Below are 21,072 nucleotides of genomic sequence, written 5' to 3' on the forward strand. Positions count from 1 at the left end.
GATTGTGGCGCGATTATAGCCATTCGCCCCGCATGGTTTCCTGGGGACTGGCTGTGCGCGGCAGGGCGCCGCGCAAAGTCGCGGGCTCCGCCCCTTACCTGCTGGTAGGGGTCGGAGCCCGGAGGCAGGCTTACTCGACCTTGGCCTTGGCCATCAGGCTGTTGATGTACTTGGAGAGCGCTTGCTGCTCGAGACCCTGCCGCAGATTGCCCTGGACTTCCTCGTACTTGGGCGGCACGGCCTGACGGGAATCCTCCAGCTTCACTACGTGATAACCGAAGTTGGACTGCACCGGCAGGGCGTGGAACTTACCCTTTTCCAGCTTGGCCAGCGCTTCGCCCATAGCCGGCGGCAGACCGGCGGGGGCCACCCAGCCGATATCACCGCCATTGTCCTTGGAGCCAGCATCAACTGACTCCTTGGCCAGGTCTTCAAACTTTGCGCCACTCTGCAGCTTGGCAATGATGGCCTTGGCGGCCTCTTCCTTTTCGACCTGGATGTGACGGACCTTGTATTCGGTGCCGCTCATTTCCTTGACGCGACGGTCATACTCGGCGCGTACGCTGGCATCCGAAACCGGGTTGGCTTTCATCCAGTTGTTGATGAAGCCGCCAACTAGGATGCCCTGGCGCGCCACATCCATGCGCGCGATCACTTCCGGCTTCTTGTCGAGGCCGCTTTTCTTGGCTTCCTGGGCAAGCAGCTCGCGGCGGATCAGTTCATCCTTGACGGCCTTGCGCAGTTCCTCGTTGTTGGGCGCGCCCTGGGCCACCTGTTCGGCGATCATGAGCTCACCAATTGAGGCCGGGATCGTGACCCCATTGACCTTGGCAAAGGGCTTCTGCGCTTGAGCCTGGACGACGCCGGCGGCAAGAAGAAGGGAGAGGGCAACACAACTCAGCTTCGCGGACATGGTATTTCCTGGTGAGGATTGCGGTTTGAAAATGGACGAAGCTCAGGCTTGCGTGGCTTCTTCCGGGGTCTGGGCAAGAATGCTCAGGGCGTGGATGCGAGTCTGCATCAGCTCGCCCAGAGCGGCATAAATCAAGCGGTGGCGTGCCAGCGTTGGTTTGCCGGCAAAGCAGGTAGCCACGATTCGCAATTCGAAATGGCCGCCGCCGCTACGTGCGCCGGCGTGGCCAGCATGGCGATGGCTCTCGTCTTCAAGTTCTATCAGTAGCGGCTCGAGTGCAGCAAGGCGCTGGCGGATTTCTTCGGTAAGGTCCATTTCAGGCTTGGGATTCTTCCTTGGGGTCGCTCTTGATGAAACGCGCCAGATACAGGCCCTGAGCCAGGGCAAAGAGGAGCGTCAGGCCCATGCTGCCAAAGAGCTTGAAATTGAACCAGACGTTCTCGGAGAAGTTATAGGCAATCGCCAGATTCAGGCAGCCCATGCCAAGGAAGAACAGCACCCAAGCGAGGTTCAGGCGATGCCAAGCCTGTTCATTCAGGCTGATGCCTTCTCCGATGAGTGCTTGGATAAGATTCTTGCGGAAGAAGCGGGCACTGATGAAAAAGCCGCTGCCCATCAACCAGTAAACGATGCTGAACTTCCACTTGATGAAGGCAGGGTCGTGGAACCATACCGTGGCGCCGCCAAAGATGACGGCCGCCGCCATGCTGACCCACAGGATTTTACTGACAGTCTGCCGCCGCACCAGCAGCCAGCCGATCTGTGCGGCAATTGCCAGTACGACGACAACCGTGGCTAGCACGGTTGGCGCTTCGGTTGGCCCGACCACGCCACCGGAAACCATGAAGCCGAACCACTCGGTCGCCTTTTGCGCGGCCAGCTCCTTGTTGGCTCTGGCGTACTGAAAGGCGGCGTAAAAGAGGGCGACCGGGAAAAAATCGAAAAATAGTTTCATGTGGCGCAGGATTATAAACGAGGGACTGATGTTTGAAGCCTCCTCCGGTGGGAAGTTCAGTCTGCAGGCAGGTGCAGACTGGCGCGTAGCCCGCCTCCCGGGCGCGGAAGCAGCGCCAGATGGCCACCATGCAGGCGCGCCACACGTTCTACGATGGCCAGCCCCAGACCGGAGCCGCCAGCATTACTGCGTGCGGCTTCCAGGCGGGTGAAGGGGCGTTTGAGGCGCTCAACCTCTGCGGGTGGAATGCCGGGGCCGCGGTCAGCCACTTCCAGCACCACCTCACGTCCCTCGCGGCGCAGACTGATATCCAGTGGAGATTCGTTGCCCGCGTAACGCGTGGCATTGTCGATCAGGTTGGATGTCGCGCGGCGGATCGATTGCGGCCGCAGCGGCAGTACGATCTCTGGCTGAATATCGGCCTGGATCTTCACGCCGCGCAGACGGCAGGCCTGCAGCAGCTCAGCGAGCAGGGAGGAGAGGTCCTGTGAGAGCGGGCTCTCCGCCTGCTGATCGCGGGCGAAATCGAGGAACTGGTTGATGATGCGGTCCATTTCTTCAATGTCGCAGCTCATCGCAGCGAGATCCTCGGCTTGGGCGCCCGATAGCTCCAGGCCAAGACGCAGGCGCGCCAGCGGTGTGCGCAAGTCGTGGGAGACGCCAGCGAGGATCAGGGCACGGTCTGACTCGATGCGTTGCAGATCCTGCGACATCTGATTGAATGTTGTGGCCAACGTGGCGAGCTCAAGCGGCCCGCGCGTATCCAGTGGTGGCGGGTGTTCGCCGCGGCCGAGTATCTGAGCGGCTTCCTGCAAGGCACGCAGCGGCCGGTTGATACCAACCACCAGCAACCAGGCGCCGAGCAAGGAACCGATGACGGCGATTGCGCTCCAGGCCAGCCAATGCGTCGGCAGCAGGCGCTCAACGCGTTCGGCGGGCAGTCTGAGCCAGTATTCGTCGTCCGGCACCCGGTCATCGAGGCGAAAGCTCACGAAGAAGCCGCTTTCTCCATGCAGATTACCGGTGAAGCGGGTGTGCTCACCCAAGCGCTGGCGCACCTGCTCCTGCACGATTGCCATCTGTTGGCCGTGGGTGAACGGTAGCAGCGGGTCGTCTGTCTCGGCCGGGAGAATAGCCATGCCTTCTCGCGCTTCGAGCTCGCGCAGCAATTCGAGGCGCTGGTTGCTGTCCGCCGCCAGCAGGGCGGAGCGGCTCAGGTTGATCACGCTGACCACGAGCTGGGCGATCTGGCGCGTGCGTGGTTCCTGTGCGTATTCGCGGTAGATCTGGAACCACATGACAAAGGAGGCGCCCAGCAGTAGCACAATCAACAGAAAACTGCGCCACAGCAGGGAGTGTGGCCAGGGTAGGCGCATCAGCTAGCCTCACCGTCCGGCACGAAAACATAGCCAAAGCCCCATACAGTTTGCAGGTAGCGTGGTTTGGCCGGATCCTCCTCGAGCAGTTTGCGCAGGCGCGAGACCTGTACGTCGATGGAGCGATCAAAGGCATCGTATTCGCGGCCGCGCGCAAGCTCCATCAGGCGATCACGCGACAGAGGCTGGCGCGGATGCTGCAGAAGTACCTTGAGCAGGGCGAATTCGCCGGTGGTCAGGGTCACTTCCTTGCCTACACGCAGCAGGCGGCGTGTGCCCAGATCAATTTCGATCAGGCCAAAACGCACCATGCTACCCGCCTCGGCCGGTGCGCCTGGCAGCACGCGCGGGCGGCGGCGCAGTACAGCATGGATGCGGGCAACCAGTTCGCGTGGGTTGAAGGGCTTGGGCAGGTAGTCGTCGGCGCCGAGTTCAAGGCCGATGATGCGATCAACCTCGTCACCACGGGCAGTGAGCATCACGATCGGCAGCTCGTTCCCCGGCACCGAGTTACCGGCGCGCAGCCGTCGGCAGATCGATAATCCGTCCTCACCGGGTAGCATCAGGTCCAGCACCAGCAAATCGAAATGTTCGCGGGCGAGCGTCCGGTCCATCTGCTGGGCATCCGCTACTGCCTTGACGCTGAAGCCCTGTTCGTCGAGATAGCGTTCGAGCAGATTGCGCAGGCGAGCGTCGTCATCGACGACGAGAATGCGGTGGCGTTCGGTATTCATGGTCTGCATCGTATGCGCTCGGCGTGAGCCTGTCAGCTTCCCGGTCGCAGCAATCGTGAGCAAATGTTGGTTTTTGCTCTGTCTGAAACATGTGCTTACATCTTGCGCTGATCGCCCGGCGGAAGGCGGCGATAATTCAGACATGTACCGCTCTTGGTGCCTGCGCAAGTGTGAGCTGATTGTGAAAATTTTCTGCCCAACTCTCTTTCTGCTGTGCATCTGCATCTGCCCGCCGGCGCTGCAGGCAGAGTCGTTGCTGCGCGTAGCCGGGCAGTCAGCCCCCTTGTCGCAGCCGGGCTTCAATGCCGAAGAGCGGCTACTGCGCCGGGAGCGGATGCGGGCGATTCGCCAGGCCTTGATTGAGCAACGCCAAGTGGATGAGGCTGCCGGCAAGCCCGCTCTGGCACCCACGATGGATCATCCGCCGGGGCAGGGCTTCGGGCGCGCGGACGGGATGGGTAATGGTCCTGGGCGCGGTCTGCGGCAATTGCCGCCTGAAGAGCGGGAGCGCTTGCGCCGTGAAATGCGTGAAGCTGTGCGGGAACGGCGGCGTCCCTGAGGCTGGCAGGCTGTGCTGCGTTAGAATGGCGGCGCAATGAAAATCCTCGCCTTGGAAACCTCTACCGAGCTTGCCTCGATCGCCCTGAGCCTTGATGGCCAGATCATCCAGACCCGCCTGAGCAGCCCCCCTGCGCATTCCGCCACCCTTCTGCCCGAGATTCGCCAACTGCTTGCCGGGCAGGGCCTGGCACTGACGGCGCTGGATGGAATTGCCTGCGGTATCGGGCCCGGGGCGTTTACTGGTGTCCGGTTGGCTTGCAGCGTGGCCCAGGGCCTCGCTCTGGGCACCGATCTTGTGGTTCACCCTGTATGCAGCCTGCTGGCGCTGGCTGAAGCGATGAACGCGCGTGAGGTGTACTGCGCCATGGATGCGCGTATGGGCGAAGTCTATGTCGCTGCGTATAGGCGCGAGGCCACTGGCTGGGTGGAAGTGATCACGCCTTGCTGCGTAGCGCCAGATGCTGCTCCGCTGGTGCCGGAGGGGTGCTGGCTGGGCGCTGGTAATGCTTTTGCTGCCTATCCTGCCCTGGGGGAACACCTGCAGAGCCGGGTCCGCGTGCCGGACGTGGCCTGTGTGCCGGATGCAGCCTCCATTGCACGTTTGGCCGGTCAGATCCCGGGTGTGGATCCAGCCCTGGTTGCGCCGCTGTATGTGCGTGATCGCGTAGCTCAGACAGTGGCCGAGCGGCTGGCAAACGGGGGCAGGGCATGAGGCCCGATCCGCACCTGCAGTTCCTGCCGATGCAGGAAGCCGATCTGGTTGAAGTGGCTGACTGTGAGGTTGAGGCGACTGAGCATCCGTGGTCTTTGCAGAATTTTAGGGATGCCCTGCACGCTGGCAATTCCTGCTGGGTCATGCGCTCAGGCGGAGTCTTGCTGGCGCAGGGGGTAATGATGCGGGTGCTCGATGAGGCTCACTTGCTGATCATCAGCGTCAGTCCGGCCTGGCAAGGCATGGGTCTCGGACGCCAGCTTCTCGATCATCTATGCCTGTGCGCGGCGGAGCAGGGGGCGCGCGAAATGTTTCTTGAAGTGCGCCCATCCAACCTCCATGCCCTGGCGCTTTATGGCAAGCGCGGTTTTGCCGAGATTGGCAGGCGCAAGGCCTACTATCCAGCACAGAACGGGCAGCGCGAAGACGCTTTGGTCATGAGGCTGGAACTATGAACCAACGCAATGAGCAGATGTTGGCTGAAATGGGCATTAAGCCGCAATGGCGCCTGCGTGCCCGGGAGGCTCAGGAGGAACAGCCCCTGCCGGTCGAGGCTGCTCCGGTTGTCGCAGTAGTGGCGCCGCTTGAGGAGCCTGCTCGTCCCGCGCCAGCCCTCCAGATCTCGAATCCTGTTGCGGCCGAGGAGCTGCCCGCTGCGCAGCAGGATGCGGTCGCCTCAATGGATTGGGATACGCTTGAAACCAGCATCCGCGAGTGTCGCCGTTGTGCGCTGTGTGAGCGTCGCAAACAGGCCGTGCCGGGGGTGGGAGATCGTCAGGCTGACTGGCTCTTCGTGGGTGAAGGCCCAGGGGCAGACGAGGACGAACAGGGTGAGCCTTTTGTTGGCCAGGCGGGCAAACTGCTTGATGCAATGCTCGGTTCTGCCGGACTGAAGCGTGGTGAGAAGGTCTATATCGCCAATGCGGTGAAATGCCGCCCGCCCAACAATCGCACGCCGGAAGCGAGCGAAGCGGCGAGTTGTCTGCCCTATCTGGCACGCCAGATCGAGTTGGTTCGCCCGAGGCTGATCGTGGCACTCGGCCGCCCAGCCGCACAAACGCTGCTGGGGCAGGAAATCAAGATCGGGGCTGCACGAGGCAAGCTTTTTGAGCGAGAGGGCGTACCGGTCGTGGTGACCTATCACCCGGCCTACTTGTTACGTAATCCGGCGGATAAGGCGCGCGCCTGGGAAGATCTGTGTTTTGCGCTGGACCGCATGGCAGAACTCCAGCGCTGATATAGCTCAATGGCAGCGGTCGTCGAGCAGCGCGACTGAATCATAGGCGCGCTGATTGGCGTCGTGTCTGCGCTTGACGATATACATCGAAGCTGCCACGAAACCAGCAAAGAGCAAGATCACGATATTGACTGACAGCCCGGAGTAGAGCAGCAGGGAATACAGACCGGTCATGGCGAGAATACTCAGGTTCTCGTTGAAGTTCTGCACTGCGATCGAATGGCCTGCGCCCATCAGCACATGGCCACGATGCTGCAGCAGGGCGTTCATCGGCACTACGAAGAAGCCGGCCAGACCGCCCACTGCCACCATCAGCACCATGGCTAGAGGTACGCTGTGAATGAACACCATGAACATGATCGTGATCGCCATGGCGATGCCCATCGGGATGACCCGGGGGGAGCGGCGCAAGGTGATGAATTTGGCGGCCAAAACTGAGCCGATCGCCACACCTAGTGCCACCACGCCCTGCATATTGGTGGCTTGAGAGAGCTTGAGTTCCAGATTGGCGCGCGCCCAGTCCAGTACGATGAATTGAAGCGTGGCACCAGCCCCCCAGAACAGGGTGGTGACGGCCAGCGAAATCTGCCCCAGTTTGTCGCGCCAGAGCAGGCTGTTGCAGTGCCAGAACTCATGCAGCAGGTACAGCGGATTGTTGCTCAGTGGTTTGTGATCCACTCCAGTATCCGGTACATACATGTTGAAAATGGCCGCAACCAGATACAGGCTGCCGATCAGCAAGATCGAGAGGTCGACGGCTGTATTGAAGATCGGGCCCATGGCCGGGATATGAAAACTTTCGACCCAGCCCAGCAGTGCGGGGTGGATCAGGAGGCCGCCCAGCAAGGTGCCCAGGATGATTGCTCCTACGGTAAGCCCCTCGATCCAGCCGTTTGCCGCAACCAGCTTGGCTGGCGGCAGCATCTCGGTAAGGATGCCGTACTTGGCCGGAGAGTAGGCTGCTGCGCCTAAGCCCACCAGCGCGTAGGCCAGCAGTGGGTGGACGTCCAGGAACATCAGGGCGCAGCCCGCAATCTTGATCGTGTTGCTGAACAGCATCACGCGCCACTTGGGCATTGAGTCGGCAAAGGCGCCAACAAAGGCAGCCAGGAAAACATAGGAGAGGGTGAAGAAGAACTTCAGCAGGGGAATCTGTTCTGCCGGGGCCTTCATTTCGACCAGCAGCGCGATGGCTGCGATCAGCAATGCGTTGTCTGCCAGCGCCGAGAAAAACTGCGCGGCCATGACAATGTAGAAGCCCAAACCCATGAAAGTCCTTCTGAGATCCGCTGACCGCTCGGGCAGCCGAGCGGCGTTTATACCACAGTCACCCGACCTGCCTTTGCGTTGCACACAACAGCGGAAAATGTTGCGCAACAGCAATCGACGCTGAGGGGCTCTGCGCGTAGAATGATAAAGCGCATTTATCTTGGGGAATGTGATGGCTGATCGCAGACTGCAGGTGTTCCACGCCGTTGCCAAACACGGCTCTTTTACGCGGGCCGCGGAAACGCTTTACATGACGCAACCGGCGGTAACCTTCCAGATCAAGCAACTGGAGGAGCAATTCAACACCCGCCTGCTTGATCGTGGTCACGGACGCGTTACGCTCACACCTGCCGGCGAGATCGTGTTTGCCTACGCCGAACGGATTCTGGGTCTCTCCGATGAAATGGAAACCCGTATCGCGGAGCTCACCGATGAGCTTACCGGCGTGCTGACCATCGGCTGCAGCCAGACCATTGCTGGCTACTGGCTGCCACGATTGCTGGAAAACTTCATCCGCAAGCATCCACGGGTGATTCCGCGTGTGTTCGTGGCCAACTCCGAAAACATCGAAAACCGGGTGGCTGCGCATGAGCTGGATGTGGGACTGGTAGAGAAGCAGTCCGAAGATCCGACCCTTGAATGCACCCTAGCCTGTCAGGATGAGTTGCTGGTCATCGTAGCGCATGGACATGAGCTGGCCTCCGCTTCGTCGATTAAGGCTGCAGACCTGCAGGGGCGTCCCTTTGTGGATCGCGATCCGGGCGCTGCCATCCGCGCTCTGGCCGAGGATTTCTTCCGCCGCAATGGTGTGCCGCCCGAGACGCTTAACCGGCGTGGTGAGCTTGGATCGCTGCCTTCCATTCTGCACCTTGTGAAGCAGGGCTTTGGCTTTGCCATCATCGCCAAGGCGGCTTTGAACGACTACAACAACCGGGGTCTGGTCGGTATCTCGCTGGAGCCGCGGCTGTACTCCTCGCTCAACGTGTTGGTGCCCAAGGATCGCTTCCGCGCGCGGCTGCACTCGACCTTTGCCGAGTTTGCGGTGAGCATGTTTACCAATATGGAACGGGGTGATGCCATGCCTTCCGGCATCGTCATCCCCGGCAGTCAAGACAGCTCGAATTCATGACCCGGCCGATCCTGGCGCGGATCGATACGGCCGCATTCCGTCATAACTATCTGGTGGCGAAACGCCACGCTGGTGCAGCGCGTGCCTGGGCCGTCGTCAAGGCCAATGCCTATGGTCACGGACTCTTGCCTTGCGCCGAAGCCGTGCGCGATGTGGCCGATGGTTTCGCGCTGCTGGAGATCAGTGAAGCGCTGGGCCTGCGCGCAGCCGGTTTCACGCAGCCGATCCTGATGCTTGAAGGCTTCTTCGCTGAAGATGATCTGCGCCTCGCTGCCGCGCACGACATCAGCGTGGTGATCCACAGCCAGGCGCAACTCGCGCTGCTTGAGTTACTTGAGCTGGAGCGTCCGCTGAATGTAGGCCTGAAATTCAATACGGGCATGAATCGGCTAGGCTTCCTGCCGCAACAGGCACCGGCACTGCTGGCACGTTTGCGGGCCAGCGGCAAGGTTGGCCAGATCACCTTGATGACGCATTTTGCCAATGCCGACGACACGGGCATTGCAGCCCAGCTCGCCTGTTTTGAGGGCATTGCTGCGGATAGCGGTTTGCCATGCAGCGTGGCTAATTCGGCGGCCTTGCTGCGTTTTCCGCAAGCGCAGCGCGATTGGGTGCGTCCGGGGATCATGCTTTATGGGGGCTCACCGATGCCCGACCTGAACACCGCTGCGGCCCTTGGATTGCGCCCGGTGATGAGTCTGGCCAGCCGCATCATCGGGGTGCAGAGCCTTCAGCCCGGTGAAAGCGTGGGCTATGGTTCGCTTTTCCGTGCAGAACGTCCGACCCGGGTTGGTGTTGTGGCCTGCGGTTATGCCGACGGCTATCCGCGCCATGCTCCCAGCGGTACGCCGATTCTGGTTAATGGTCAGCGCAGCCGTACGCTCGGCCGTGTTTCGATGGACATGCTGGCCTGCGAGCTTACGGATCTGGCCGCTGACGTCGGCAGCAGCGTGACGCTGTGGGGCGAGGGTTTGGCGGCTGACGAGGTGGCCAGCGCCGCCGGCACCGTGAGTTACGAACTGTTCTGCGCACTTGCCCCGCGTGTGCCGGTGGTGCTGGGCTGATGGCCAAGGCCAAAACGGTCTATATCTGTAGCGAGTGCGGCGGCCAAAGCCCTAAATGGCAGGGCCAGTGTCCGGCCTGTGGGCAGTGGAATACGCTGGTCGAAGGGATGGCAGAAGCCGCGCCGGCCGGCTCGCGTTTTGCAGCGCTTGCTGCCGGGGCCGGCAAACTGCAGAAACTCTCCGAGATTGATCCGCGTGAATCGCCGCGCCAGAGCACCGGCATCGATGAGCTCGATCGCGTGCTGGGCGGTGGGCTGGTACCGGGCATGGTGGTGCTGATCGGTGGTGATCCTGGTATCGGCAAGTCGACGCTATTGTTGCAGGCACTGGCCAGTCTGGGGCCCAAGCAGAAAGTTCTTTATGTCAGTGGCGAGGAGTCTGCCGAGCAGATCGCCCTGCGCGCCCACCGCCTGCAGCTGGAAGCCGGGGATATGCCGCTGCTGCCGGAAATCTCGCTGGAAAAGATCCTGCCGACGCTGCGCGAGACCAAACCCGACGTGGTGGTGATCGATTCGATCCAGACCATGTATTCCGAAGTGCTGCAATCTGCGCCCGGTTCCGTAGCTCAGGTGCGCGAATGTGCTGCCCAGCTGACGCGTCACGCCAAGGCCTGCGGCATGGCCATGGTGCTGGTTGGGCACGTGACCAAGGACGGAGCATTGGCCGGCCCGCGTGTACTGGAGCACATCGTTGATACCGTGCTGTATTTCGAGGGAGATACCCACTCCAGCTTCCGTCTCGTGCGGGCCATCAAGAATCGCTTTGGCGCGGTGAACGAGCTCGGGGTGTTCGCCATGACTGACAAGGGGCTGCGCGGCGTCAGCAACCCCTCCGCGCTGTTCCTTTCACAGCACGCGCAGCCGGTGCCGGGCTCTTGCGTGCTGGTCACCCAGGAAGGTACCCGCCCTTTGCTGGTAGAGATCCAGGCGTTGGTCGATTCGGCTTTTGGCAATCCGCGCCGGCTCTCTGTCGGCCTTGAGCAGAACCGCTTGGCTATGCTGCTGGCTGTGCTGCATCGTCATGCAGGTATCCAGTGTGCAGATCAGGATGTCTTCATTAATGCAGTGGGCGGCGTGAAGATCGCCGAGCCTGCAGCTGATCTGGCGGTATCACTGGCAATTGTCTCTTCGCTGACGGGGCGAGCGCTGCCCCCGCGCCTGATCGTGTTTGGTGAAGTGGGCCTCGCGGGCGAGATCCGACCTGCGCCACGGGGGCAGGAGCGGCTCAAGGAAGCAGCCAAGCTGGGCTTCGAACTGGCCCTTATTCCTGCGGCCAACGCGCCCAAACAGGCGATAGCTGGCATGCGGGTGATTGCGGTCGAACGGATCGAGGAAGCGTTTTCCGCTTTGCGTGAACTCTGAACTTGTTTGTGGTGCAGGCGGCGAGTAAGCTCGCGCCGCGTGAAATATCCGGATTGACACGGGGGAATACTGAACATGAAAAAGAAGTGGCTGATCGGCAACTGGAAGATGCACGGCAACCTTGCTGCCAACAAGGCGCTCATCGCGAGCATCCGTGCCGAGTTGCCCGAGCTGGACGAGGGCGCCGAAATGGTCGTCTGCCCGGCCTTCCCCTATCTGTATCAACTGGCTGAGCTAACGCGCGGCACCGGTATTGGTGTTGGCGTGCAGAACGTTTCCGACCACCTGCAAGGCGCCTATACCGGTGAAACCTCGCCGCTGATGGTCAAAGAACTTGGTGGCAGCTTCGCGATCATTGGCCACTCCGAGCGACGCCAGTACCAGGGAGAGAATGATGGTCTGATGGGCCGCAAGGCACTGGCGGCTATCGATGCAGGTCTGATTCCGGTCATCTGCGTCGGTGAAACAGCTGAAGAGCGCGACACGGGCCGCACTCATGACGTTCTGGCTCGCCAGCTCGATGCTGCCTTTGGCTACATTCGCACCGCTCATGACAAGATCGTGTTGGCTTACGAGCCGCGCTGGGCTATCGGTACCGGTATTGCCGCCACGCCCGAGATCATCCAGGCCGAGCATGAGTTTCTGCGCCATCGCGTTGCGATTCGCGACAAGGATTTCGCTGCGCGTCTGCCGATCATTTACGGTGGCAGCGTGAAGTCTGCTAACGCCGTGTCGATTTTCTCGATGCCGGATGTGGATGGCGGCCTGATCGGTTCGGCAGCGCTGAATGCCACAGAGTTCGTGAGCATTTACCGCGAGCTTCTGAGCGTGGTGTCTGCCGCCGAATGAGACAGATTTTCCTCGATACCGAAACCACCGGCCTGGATTGGCGCAGCGGCGCCGATCGGGTGGTGGAAATCGGTTGCGTGGAAATGGAAGACCGGCGCCTGACCGGTCGCACTTACCACGTCTATCTGAATCCGGAGCGTGATGTCGGTGACTCCGAGCGCATTCACGGCCTGTCGGACGCCTTTCTCGCTGACAAGCCACTCTATGCTGCAATCGCTGCTGAATTCGAGGCGTTTGTAGCTGGCGCAGAACTGATCATTCACAACGCCAGTTTCGATATCGGCTTCCTGAACATGGAGCAGGAGCGGCTGCGGCGTACCAAGGTGAGCGTGTTGTGTCCGCAGGTGATCGATACGGTGAAGGTCGCCAAGGAAATGTTCCCGGGCAAGAAAGCCTCACTAGATGCGCTGTGCGATCGTTATGCGATCAACAACGCGCACCGTACCTTGCACGGCGCCTTGCTTGACGCGGAGTTGCTGGCCGAGGTTTACCTGGCCATGACGCGTGGCCAAGAGAGCCTCACCATCGGTCTGGATGATGCTCCGACGACTACTGCCAGCAGTCTTGTGCTGGGCGGCGAGCGGCGACCGCTGCGGGTGCTGCGTGCCAGCGATCTTGAAGTGGCTGAGCATGAGAAAGTGCTTGCCGATATCGGCAAGAAGGGCCCCTGCCTGTGGTTGCCACCGCAGGAGGCCGTACCTTCCACCTGATCAGATTCGCCAGATCCGCTCTGGGTTGATCTGCACCTTGACCTGATCGCGCGGGATTACGGTTGCGATGTCATAAGGCTTGCGCGAGGTGTTGCGCTGGATCGGATCAATATAGGACGTGCCTTGCGGACTGATCAGGCTCAGCACTTCCGGTGTGTTGGCCCCGGCTCCGCGTCGGATGACCAGCGCCAACTCGCCGTTGGTGAGCGTGACGAAAGTGCCAGGCGGGAAGATGCCGATCTCCTTGATCAGTACCGCCACATAGCGATTCGTTGTTCCTTTGTCTGAGCCCAGGTACAGCGAGCGAGCGGCTTCCTGCGGGGTGACGGGTTTGCGCGCTGCGCGCGGACTGACCTTGGCAGAAAATATATCCGTGGTCTGGATCAGCAGCGCTTCTTCGCAGGGCGCCACGATCCCGAAGGGGTAGCCGCCACCGCCATTGAGTTCGTGATGCTCCAGAACCGCATGCAACCAGATCGGATCCTTGACGCCAGCAGACTGTAGCATTTCGTGGGCCAGTTTGGGGTGGCGCTGAATTTCCTGGCGCTGAGCTGTAGAGGGGGCGATGCGCTGATGACACAGCTTCATCTGCAGCTCAATCATGGCCAGATTCTGGGTGAGGGCGGCACAGATCAGGCTTATTCGCCGGTCAGGCAGCCACTCCAAGCGCGCTGCGACCAGTTCGCTAAGGACCGCCACATGCACGCTGTGAATGATCGGATAGCGCCGCTGGTTGGTCAGGATGATGGCTGCGAGGGCAATGTCCGGGCTACGCCGGGCGAGCTCCTGGATCAGCTTGGCCAAGCCGGAGATCTGCTCGCAAAAATCCTTTTCCAAGCGAATATCGCGCAGCAGCACCTCCAGTTCATCAATGATGCTGTCCCAGACGCGGAAGGGGTTGTAGCCCTTGTTGTCATCTGTGGAGCGCTGCGGGCTCAGTACCAGTTCATCCACGTACAGGCCACGCGCCATCAGCACTTCGCGCTGGGATTCGCGAGAGATGCGAAAGCCCTTGCAGAGCAGTAGTTGCCCAGATTCGTCATAGACGTCCCAGGGGAGGTCTTCGTTGATCAGTAACTGGCGGGCGTGGATGCGGTGCTTGGGCATGATTTCCGGATTCCGGTTATTACCGGATTAACGTGATCCTGCAAGGCAAACTTGAACCCAGTATAAAGCCCAGCGAAGCGCGCCCCGATATGGAAAAATGCGTGCCTCGTTTCATTCTTGCCAAGTCGCCATGAGCCAGAAGCAGTACGACGAATCTTCCTTCCGTGTCCTCAAGGGGCTGGAGCCGGTGCGCGAGCGTCCCGGCATGTATACCCGCACCGATTCGCCCTGCCACATGATCCAGGAGGTCATCGACAACGCGGCTGATGAGGCGCTGGGTGGTTTTGCCAAGAACATTCATGTGCTGGTGCTGCGCGATGGCTCGATCACTGTGACCGATGACGGCCGCGGTATCCCGGTTGGCCTTCATCCTGAGGAGAAAATCCCGGTCGTGGTGCTGGCTTATACGGCGCTGCACGCGGGGGGGAAGTTCGACAAGAAGTCCGGCAATTCAGCCTATGCTTTCTCAGGCGGCCTGCATGGCGTAGGCGTGGCTGTGACTACCGCCTTGTCGCTGCGTGTGGAAGTCGAAGTGCGCCGCGAGGGCAAGATCTATCAGATCACCTTTGCTGATGGCGGGCGTGAGATCGGCCAGATTGTCGAAGCCGGCAGCTGTGGCCGCCAGACGGGCACTCGCGTCAAGGTCTGGCCTGACGGCAAGTACTTCGACTCCCCCAAGGTGCCGATGAATGAACTGGAACGTCTCTTGCGCTCCAAGGCGGTGCTCTTGCCGGGGGTGCGCGTCTATCTGGAAATTGAGCAGGCTGACGGTTCTTTCATCAAACAGGATTGGCGCTACCAGGAAGGCTTGCCGGGCTATCTACGCGAGATGATGGTTGGTGCCGAATCGGTTGCACCGATCTACTCGGCTGAGAAATACGCCGGCGAGGACGAAGATTTCGCCATAGGCGAAGGCGCTGCCTGGGCTTTTGGCTGGTTTGATGGCCAGCAACTGGGCGAGAGCTATGTCAACCTGATTCCCACCGTGGCCGGCGGCACCCACGAGTCCGGCTTGCGTGCCGGGGTGTTCGAGGCCGTGAAGAGCTTCATCGAGCATCACAGCCTGCTGCCCAAGGGCGTCAAGCTGCAGCAGGAAGACGTCTGCGGCAAGATGAGCTACGTGCTTTCTGCGCGCATTCTCGATCCGCAATTCCAGGGGCAGGTGAAGGAAAAGCTCAACAGTCGCGAAGCCGTGAAGTTGGTCTCCAGCATGCTGCTGCATCCCTTCGAAGCCTGGCTGAACCAGAACGTTGAACACGGCAAGGCGATTGCCGAAGTGGCGATCAAACAGGCGCAGTCGCGCCTGAAAGACGCGCAGAAGGTCGAGAAGAGGAAGAGCAGTGGTGTGGCCGTGCTGCCCGGCAAGCTCGCCGATTGCGAGTCCGAGAATATCGCTGACAACGAGCTGTATCTGGTCGAAGGCGACTCTGCCGGTGGCTCCGCCAAACTCGCTCGCGACCGCGAAACTCAGGCAATCTTGCCGCTGCGTGGCAAGGTTCAGAATGCTTGGGAAATTGATCCGAATCGCCTGTTCGCGAATGCAGAGATCCACGATGTATCCGTCGCTATCGGTGTTGATCCGCATACGCCCGAAGCCGCAGCTTCAGTGCTGACCAATCTGCGCTACGGTAAGGTCATCATCATGGCTGATGCTGACGTCGATGGCTCGCACATCCAGACCCTGTTGCTCACGCTTTTTCTGCGCCACTTTCCCAAGCTGGTCGAAGCCGGTCACGTCTACATCGCGCTGCCACCTTTGTACCGGATTGATGTGCCTGCGCAGGGCAAAAAGCGTCCGGCGCGCCGTTTTTATGCACTGGACGAACATGAACTGGTTTCTATCCGCGATCGCCTTGCCAAGGAGGGGTATCGCGCCGATCAATTGGAAGTCGGTCGGTTCAAGGGCTTGGGTGAAATGCAGCCGGCCCAACTCAAGGAAACGGCCATGGAGCCAGCCACTCGACGCGTACTGCCTGTCACCCTTGATGCGGGGGCTACGGCTGCGACCTCAAAGCTCTTCGATCTGTTGATGGGTAAGGGCGAAGCCTCGGGACGTCGGGCCTGGATGGAGCTCAAGGGCAACCTTGTCGAGGCGGACCTGTAATTCGTGTCTGCGCTAAACGCCATTCCCGCTGAATATGCAGGCCGTCGTTACCATGCGTACAACGACTGGGTGAAGCGCACACACGGCGGTCGTCTGCAGAAAATCAGTATCGACGCAGGTTTTACTTGCCCCAATCGCGATGGAGCATTGGGGCAGGGGGGGTGTAGCTTCTGCAACAACGAAGGATTCACGCCTTCCTATTTGCGCGAACAAGCTCTCGTAGTGGATCAGATTGATACCGGCCTAAGCTTCATGCGCCGGCGCTATCCGGAAACCAAGCAGTTTCTTGCATACTTTCAGGCTTACTCAAATACTTACGGCGATCTTGATCACCTCAAGGCGATTTATGCCGAAGCCTTGAATCATCCTGAAATAGGTGGCCTGGTCATTGGTACCCGGCCGGACTGTCTTCCTGATGAAGTGCTTGATCATCTGGCGTCGCTGGCCCGAAGCAAGACCATTGAACTGGAGATCGGCATAGAGTCTTGTTCGGACGCCGTGCTCGCCGAATGCCTACGTGGTCACGATTTTGCCTGTACCCAGGATGCCATTCGTCGCGCCGCAACGCGCGGTCTGTTCCTCACCGGCCACCTGCTCCTTGGTTTGCCGGGTGAAACGCGCGAAAGTCTGCTGGCGGGAGCCTGTCAATTGTCGCGTTTGCCACTCGATGCGTTGAAATTCCATCAGTTGCAGATCGTTCGTCATACTCGCTTGGCGATTCAGTACCAGCGTGCACCTGAGAGTGTTCCCCTGCTAGAGCCCGGACTTTATCTGGATCGTGTCATCGACATGCTGGAACTACTGCCGCCCTCAATCAAGGTTCAGCGCCTAGGGAGCGAAGTACCGCCCCGACTGCGCCTGTCGCCGGACTGGGGAATGCGTCTGTCTGCCTTTTCAAGGCGCCTGGATGCGCGCTTGGCGGAGCGTGAGACTTGGCAGGGGCGGTTGTTTTCGAAGTCCTTGGATGCCTGATCGGGCAAAGCGTTGTGGGAGAAAAAACCAAACAGTGCGGGAATCGGACAAAAAAATGCCGTTTGTAGGCCAGAGGGGCTACACAGCAGCAAACTTGGCTCTATACTCGGCCCTGCAGAAATGCACACCCAAATTTAACCGGAGATAACGCATGAACAAGACCGATCTGATCGCAGCGATTGCTGAGAAGACCAATCAGTCCAAGGTTGCCACGGGCGAGTTCCTGGATGCCGCTGTTGCCGTGATCGAAGAAACAGTTGCTTCTGGCGATTCTGTGACCCTGGTTGGCTTCGGCACTTTCAAGGCTGCTGCCCGTGCCGCTCGTGAAGGCAAGAACCCGAAGACCGGCGAGAAGATCAAGATCGCCGCGACCACCGTGCCGCGTTTCTCCGCTGGCGCTGGCTTCAAGGCCAAGGTTGCTACCAGCAAGGTCAAGAAGGCCGCCAAGAAGTAATCAGGCTTTCCGCGAATGCACAGACAGGGCGCCTGCGGGCGCCCTGTCTGTTTTTGCGCCTCCCGCAAGGCTCGGAGGCAGTGGCGAGTGTGATAGCATCGTGGGTTTGTTGGTTGTCTAGCCGGGCGCTGCCGCAACAAAAAGGTCTGGCCGACTTCGCGTCGGATTTACAGGCATCGCTGCAGCGCGCCCCTCCGTTCTGTTCCAAGGAAATTCTGCATGCAAACGAATGAAGTGACGCTGGGCGCGCTGGAGCGCCGTATCGACTTGGTTGTCAATCTGGCTGAAGTCGAAGCTCAGGTGGCCGCTCGTCTGAAGAATCTGGGCCGTACCGTGAAAATGGCCGGTTTCCGCCCGGGCAAAGTGCCGCTGAAGATGGTCGAGCAGTCCTATGGCCCACAAGTGCGCAACGAAGTGCTCGGCGATGCCGTGGAAGCAGCCTTCAGCAAGACCGTCCAGGAACAGAACTTGCGTGTTGCGGGTTATCCGAACATCGTACCGAAGGAAACTTCGGTTGAAGGCAAGATGGAATTCGTGGCGACCTTTGAAGTTTTTCCGGAAGTGGCTGTGGGTGATCTGGCTGCTAGCGAGATCGAGCGCCCGAGCCTTGCTGTTGGCGATGCTGAAGTGGATCGTACGATTGAAGTGCTGCGCAAACAGCGGACTACCTTTGTCAAGGCTGAGCGCGCCTCGCAAGAGGGAGATCGCGTGACGATAGATTTCACTGGCCGCAAGGATGGTGAGGTCTTTGAAGGCGGGCAGGCCAGCGACTTCCCCGTAGTGGTTGGCGGCGGGCAAATGCTGCCCGATTTTGACGCCGCACTGCGTGGCCTGAATGTGGGCGACAGCAAGACTTTCGACCTAACCTTCCCGGCTGAATATCACGCTGCAAACCTGGCTGGTCAAACCGTGCAGTTCGAAATCGCCCTGAAGGCTGTTGAAGCTCCGGTATTGCCGGAAGTCGACGCAACCTTTGCTCAGGCTTTGGGTGTGCCTAACGGCGATACTGCCAAGATGCGCGAAGAGATCAAGGCAAACCTTGAGCGCGAAGTTGCTCGCCGCATTCGTGCCCGCGTGCGTGATCAAGCGCTTGAAGTCCTCTCCAAGGCGTGTGCCTTCGATGTGCCGAAGGCTCTTGTCGATGGCGAGGCTGGCCGCATGGTTGAAGCTGCCAAGCGTGATCTGGTTCAGCGTGGTGTGGATGTGAAGAATGTGCCGGTGAGTAAGGACTGGTTTACCGAGCAAGCTTCGAACCGCGTCAAGCTTGGCCTGATTGTTGCTGAGGTTGTGGGCAAGAACAGCCTGAACGCTAAACCGGAACAGATTCGTGCGCGCGTTGACGATCTTGCGCAGACCTACGAAAAGCCGGAAGACGTGGTGCGCTGGTATTACTCCAAGCCCGAGCATCTGCGTGATATCGAAGATGCAGTGGTCGAAGATAACGTGGTCGAATGGGTGCTGGGCCAAGCGAAGGTGAGCGACAAGGGCTTTACTTTTGAAGAGTTGATGGAGCAAGCTCAGCAGGCCTGATGATGGTGGTGCCGGCGACCCTCGCCGGCACTTTTTGATGATGAAGATGGAGAGACGGCTTTGAAATTCTCAAGCACGCAGCATTCTGATTGGGATCCGGTTGGCCTCGGCCTGGTGCCGATGGTGGTGGAACAAAGCGGTCGTGGCGAGCGCTCCTACGACATCTACTCGCGCCTGCTCAAGGAGCGTGTAGTGTTTCTGGTTGGGCCGGTCAACGATGTGACTGCCAACCTGATCGTGGCGCAGCTTCTATTCCTGGAGTCCGAAAATCCGGATAAGGACATCTATTTCTACATCAACTCGCCAGGTGGCTCGGTTACCGCAGGTATGTCGATTTACGACACGATGCAGTTCATCAAGCCCAATGTCAGCACTCTGTGTATCGGACAGGCAGCGAGCATGGGAGCGTTTCTTCTGGCGGCAGGCGAAAAGGGTAAGCGTTTTTCGCTGCCCAATTCGCGGATCATGATTCACCAGCCTCTGGGCGGTTTTCAGGGGCAGGCCTCAGATATCGAGATCCATGCCCGGGAAATTCTGGCCTTGCGTGCCAAGCTTAATGACATGCTGGCACATCACACGGGTCAGTCGGTGGACCGGATCGAGAAGGATACGGATCGCGATAACTTCATGTCGGCTGCCGAGGCACAAGCCTATGGTCTGGTCGATAAGGTGCTCACCAGCCGCGCAGACGTGGCGGCGGCCTGATCACACACCCTTATTCTTGAAGGAAGGCTGAATATGACGGACAAAAAGTCTGGCAGCGAGAAGCTGCTCTACTGTTCGTTCTGCGGCAAAAGTCAGCACGAAGTCCGCAAGCTGATCGCAGGGCCCTCCGTATTCATCTGCGATGAGTGCATTGACCTGTGCAATGACATCATCCGCGATGAAATCGGCAGCGATGCATCTGCCCGCGTCGACAAGGGCGATCTGCCTACGCCGAAAGAAATCGCCACGATTCTCGATCAGTATGTGATCGGGCAGCGTGCCGCGAAGCGCATTCTTGCTGTGGCGGTGTACAACCATTACAAGCGGCTGCGTCATCAATCGCGTACGGCTGATGACGTGGAACTGGCCAAGAGCAACATCTTGCTGATCGGGCCGACCGGTTCGGGCAAGACTTTGCTCGCTCAGACGCTCGCCCGTCTGCTGAATGTTCCTTTCGTAATGGCTGATGCCACTACGCTAACTGAAGCGGGTTATGTCGGGGAAGATGTCGAAAACATCATCCAGAAACTGCTGCAGAAGTGTGACTACGATGTCGAGAAGGCTCAACAAGGCATTGTCTACATCGACGAAATCGACAAGATTTCGCGCAAATCCGACAATCCTTCGATCACGCGCGACGTTTCAGGCGAAGGCGTGCAACAAGCGCTGCTCAAGCTGATTGAAGGTACGGTGGCCTCGGTTCCTCCCCAGGGGGGGCGGAAGCACCCGAATCAGGATTTTGTTCAGGTCGACACGGCTAATATCCTGTTCATCTGCGGTGGAGCTTTCGACGGACTGGAAAAGGTTATTCGTAATCGTACCGAGACTGTCGGCATCGGTTTCGGTGCCGAAGTGCGCAGCAAGAATGACAGCAAGGTTTCTGAGACCCTCCGTCAGTGTGAGCCGGAAGATCTGATCAAGTTTGGTCTGATCCCTGAGTTCATTGGCCGCCTTCCGGTCGTGGCTACCCTTCAGGAATTGGATGAAGAAGCCCTGATTCAGATTCTGATCGAGCCAAAGAATGCCTTGGTCAAGCAGTACGCCAAGCTTTTCTCTATGGAAGGCGTGGAGCTTGAGGTGCGGCCTGCAGCGTTGCAAGCAATTGCACGTCGCGCGATCAAGCGCCGCGCGGGTGCCCGTGGTTTGCGTTCCATCCTGGAATCCGTCTTGCTCGAAATCATGTACGAGCTGCCGGGCATGGAGAATGTTGAGAAAGTGGTGGTCGATGAGAACACCATCGATACTGGCGCACAGCCGCTCCTGATTTATTCGGAGCAGGCCAAAGTTTCAGGCTCCAACTGAAAGCCGGGATTCTTGCCTTCAAGGCTTG

The 21,072-nt window shown here is 59.6% G+C and carries 22 protein-coding genes; 15 read left to right on the forward strand and 7 right to left on the reverse strand.

Going from position 1 to position 21,072, the window contains the following annotated elements:
• Window positions 1–130 precede the first annotated feature (130 nt).
• From HJ583_RS17415 to ompR, 5 genes are read right to left on the reverse strand one after another with little or no spacing between them, the layout of a single operon-like run.
• Window positions 131–913, reverse strand: a complete 783-nt coding sequence (locus HJ583_RS17415; RefSeq protein ID WP_170023102.1) for a peptidylprolyl isomerase — start codon at window positions 911–913, stop codon at window positions 131–133.
• Between the two features lie 42 nt (window positions 914–955).
• Entirely contained in the window at window positions 956–1,228 is a 273-nt protein-coding gene (locus tag HJ583_RS17420) for a BolA family protein (protein ID WP_170023103.1), read from the reverse strand.
• 1 nt (window position 1,229) lies between these two features.
• Window positions 1,230–1,868: a septation protein A gene (locus HJ583_RS17425; RefSeq protein ID WP_170023104.1), complete on the reverse strand. Its 639-nt coding sequence runs from the start codon at window positions 1,866–1,868 to the stop codon at window positions 1,230–1,232.
• Window positions 1,869–1,924: 56 nt separating this feature from the next.
• Entirely contained in the window at window positions 1,925–3,244 is a 1,320-nt protein-coding gene (locus HJ583_RS17430) for an ATP-binding protein (protein WP_170023105.1), read from the reverse strand.
• A complete protein-coding gene (gene ompR / locus HJ583_RS17435; protein WP_170023106.1) occupies window positions 3,244–3,978 on the reverse strand; it encodes an osmolarity response regulator transcription factor OmpR in 735 nt (244 codons plus the stop codon). Before ompR ends, HJ583_RS17430 begins: the two co-directional genes overlap by 1 nt.
• On the opposite strand from ompR, the gene HJ583_RS17440 reads away from it, so the two are divergent.
• From HJ583_RS17440 to HJ583_RS17455, 4 genes are read left to right on the forward strand one after another with little or no spacing between them, the layout of a single operon-like run.
• A complete protein-coding gene (locus HJ583_RS17440; RefSeq protein WP_170023107.1) occupies window positions 3,977–4,537 on the forward strand; it encodes a hypothetical protein in 561 nt (186 codons plus the stop codon). The genes ompR and HJ583_RS17440 overlap by 2 nt on opposite strands.
• A 36-nt stretch (window positions 4,538–4,573) precedes the next feature.
• The gene (gene tsaB, locus HJ583_RS17445) at window positions 4,574–5,251 is read left to right on the forward strand and encodes a tRNA (adenosine(37)-N6)-threonylcarbamoyltransferase complex dimerization subunit type 1 TsaB (protein WP_170023108.1); all 678 of its coding nucleotides are present in this window, start codon (window positions 4,574–4,576) and stop codon (window positions 5,249–5,251) included.
• Window positions 5,248–5,706, forward strand: a complete 459-nt coding sequence (gene rimI / locus HJ583_RS17450; RefSeq protein ID WP_170023109.1) for a ribosomal protein S18-alanine N-acetyltransferase — start codon at window positions 5,248–5,250, stop codon at window positions 5,704–5,706. The genes tsaB and rimI overlap by 4 nt, the downstream gene beginning before the upstream one ends.
• Entirely contained in the window at window positions 5,703–6,488 is a 786-nt protein-coding gene (locus HJ583_RS17455) for a uracil-DNA glycosylase (RefSeq protein WP_170023110.1), read from the forward strand. The genes rimI and HJ583_RS17455 overlap by 4 nt, the downstream gene beginning before the upstream one ends.
• Window positions 6,489–6,494: 6 nt before the next feature.
• Here HJ583_RS17455 and lplT read toward each other — a convergent pair whose 3' ends face one another.
• The gene (gene lplT, locus HJ583_RS17460) at window positions 6,495–7,757 is read right to left on the reverse strand and encodes a lysophospholipid transporter LplT (protein ID WP_170023111.1); all 1,263 of its coding nucleotides are present in this window, start codon (window positions 7,755–7,757) and stop codon (window positions 6,495–6,497) included.
• Window positions 7,758–7,929: 172 nt separating this feature from the next.
• Between lplT and HJ583_RS17465 the strand changes: the two genes are divergently transcribed.
• From HJ583_RS17465 to dnaQ, 5 genes are all read left to right on the forward strand, one after another.
• The gene (locus tag HJ583_RS17465; RefSeq protein WP_170023112.1) at window positions 7,930–8,886 is read left to right on the forward strand and encodes a LysR family transcriptional regulator; all 957 of its coding nucleotides are present in this window, start codon (window positions 7,930–7,932) and stop codon (window positions 8,884–8,886) included.
• A complete protein-coding gene (gene alr / locus HJ583_RS17470) occupies window positions 8,883–9,950 on the forward strand; it encodes an alanine racemase (RefSeq protein WP_170023113.1) in 1,068 nt (355 codons plus the stop codon). The genes HJ583_RS17465 and alr overlap by 4 nt, the downstream gene beginning before the upstream one ends.
• Window positions 9,950–11,311, forward strand: coding sequence for a DNA repair protein RadA (gene radA, locus HJ583_RS17475; protein ID WP_170023114.1), 1,362 nt, complete (start codon window positions 9,950–9,952; stop codon window positions 11,309–11,311). Before alr ends, radA begins: the two co-directional genes overlap by 1 nt.
• A gap of 75 nt (window positions 11,312–11,386) precedes the next feature.
• Window positions 11,387–12,160, forward strand: coding sequence for a triose-phosphate isomerase (tpiA, locus tag HJ583_RS17480; RefSeq protein WP_101943799.1), 774 nt, complete (start codon window positions 11,387–11,389; stop codon window positions 12,158–12,160).
• The gene (gene dnaQ / locus HJ583_RS17485; protein WP_170023115.1) at window positions 12,157–12,870 is read left to right on the forward strand and encodes a DNA polymerase III subunit epsilon; all 714 of its coding nucleotides are present in this window, start codon (window positions 12,157–12,159) and stop codon (window positions 12,868–12,870) included. Before tpiA ends, dnaQ begins: the two co-directional genes overlap by 4 nt.
• On the opposite strand, the gene HJ583_RS17490 is transcribed toward dnaQ, so the two are convergent.
• Window positions 12,871–13,977 (reverse strand): HD-GYP domain-containing protein, encoded by a 1,107-nt coding sequence (locus HJ583_RS17490; protein ID WP_170023116.1) that lies wholly within the window; start codon window positions 13,975–13,977, stop codon window positions 12,871–12,873.
• A 130-nt stretch (window positions 13,978–14,107) separates the two neighbouring features.
• On the opposite strand from HJ583_RS17490, the gene HJ583_RS17495 reads away from it, so the two are divergent.
• The 6 genes from HJ583_RS17495 to clpX all read left to right on the forward strand — a co-directional run bounded on the left by HJ583_RS17495 (window position 14,108) and on the right by clpX (window position 21,044).
• Window positions 14,108–16,081 (forward strand): DNA topoisomerase IV subunit B, encoded by a 1,974-nt coding sequence (locus HJ583_RS17495; protein ID WP_170023117.1) that lies wholly within the window; start codon window positions 14,108–14,110, stop codon window positions 16,079–16,081.
• 3 nt (window positions 16,082–16,084) lie between these two features.
• Complete coding sequence (locus tag HJ583_RS17500) at window positions 16,085–17,053, forward strand: TIGR01212 family radical SAM protein (RefSeq protein WP_170023118.1); 969 nt, start codon at window positions 16,085–16,087, stop codon at window positions 17,051–17,053.
• Between the two features lie 151 nt (window positions 17,054–17,204).
• Entirely contained in the window at window positions 17,205–17,507 is a 303-nt protein-coding gene (locus HJ583_RS17505) for an HU family DNA-binding protein (protein ID WP_101943790.1), read from the forward strand.
• A gap of 219 nt (window positions 17,508–17,726) precedes the next feature.
• A complete protein-coding gene (tig, locus tag HJ583_RS17510; protein WP_170023119.1) occupies window positions 17,727–19,037 on the forward strand; it encodes a trigger factor in 1,311 nt (436 codons plus the stop codon).
• Between the two features lie 120 nt (window positions 19,038–19,157).
• Window positions 19,158–19,742: an ATP-dependent Clp endopeptidase proteolytic subunit ClpP gene (clpP, locus tag HJ583_RS17515; protein ID WP_101944027.1), complete on the forward strand. Its 585-nt coding sequence runs from the start codon at window positions 19,158–19,160 to the stop codon at window positions 19,740–19,742.
• 33 nt (window positions 19,743–19,775) lie between these two features.
• Window positions 19,776–21,044, forward strand: a complete 1,269-nt coding sequence (clpX, locus tag HJ583_RS17520) for an ATP-dependent Clp protease ATP-binding subunit ClpX (protein ID WP_101943788.1) — start codon at window positions 19,776–19,778, stop codon at window positions 21,042–21,044.
• Window positions 21,045–21,072: the final 28 nt, after the last annotated feature.

This window comes from Uliginosibacterium aquaticum (assembly GCF_012972705.2).
Classification (GTDB): domain Bacteria; phylum Pseudomonadota; class Gammaproteobacteria; order Burkholderiales; family Rhodocyclaceae; genus Uliginosibacterium; species Uliginosibacterium aquaticum.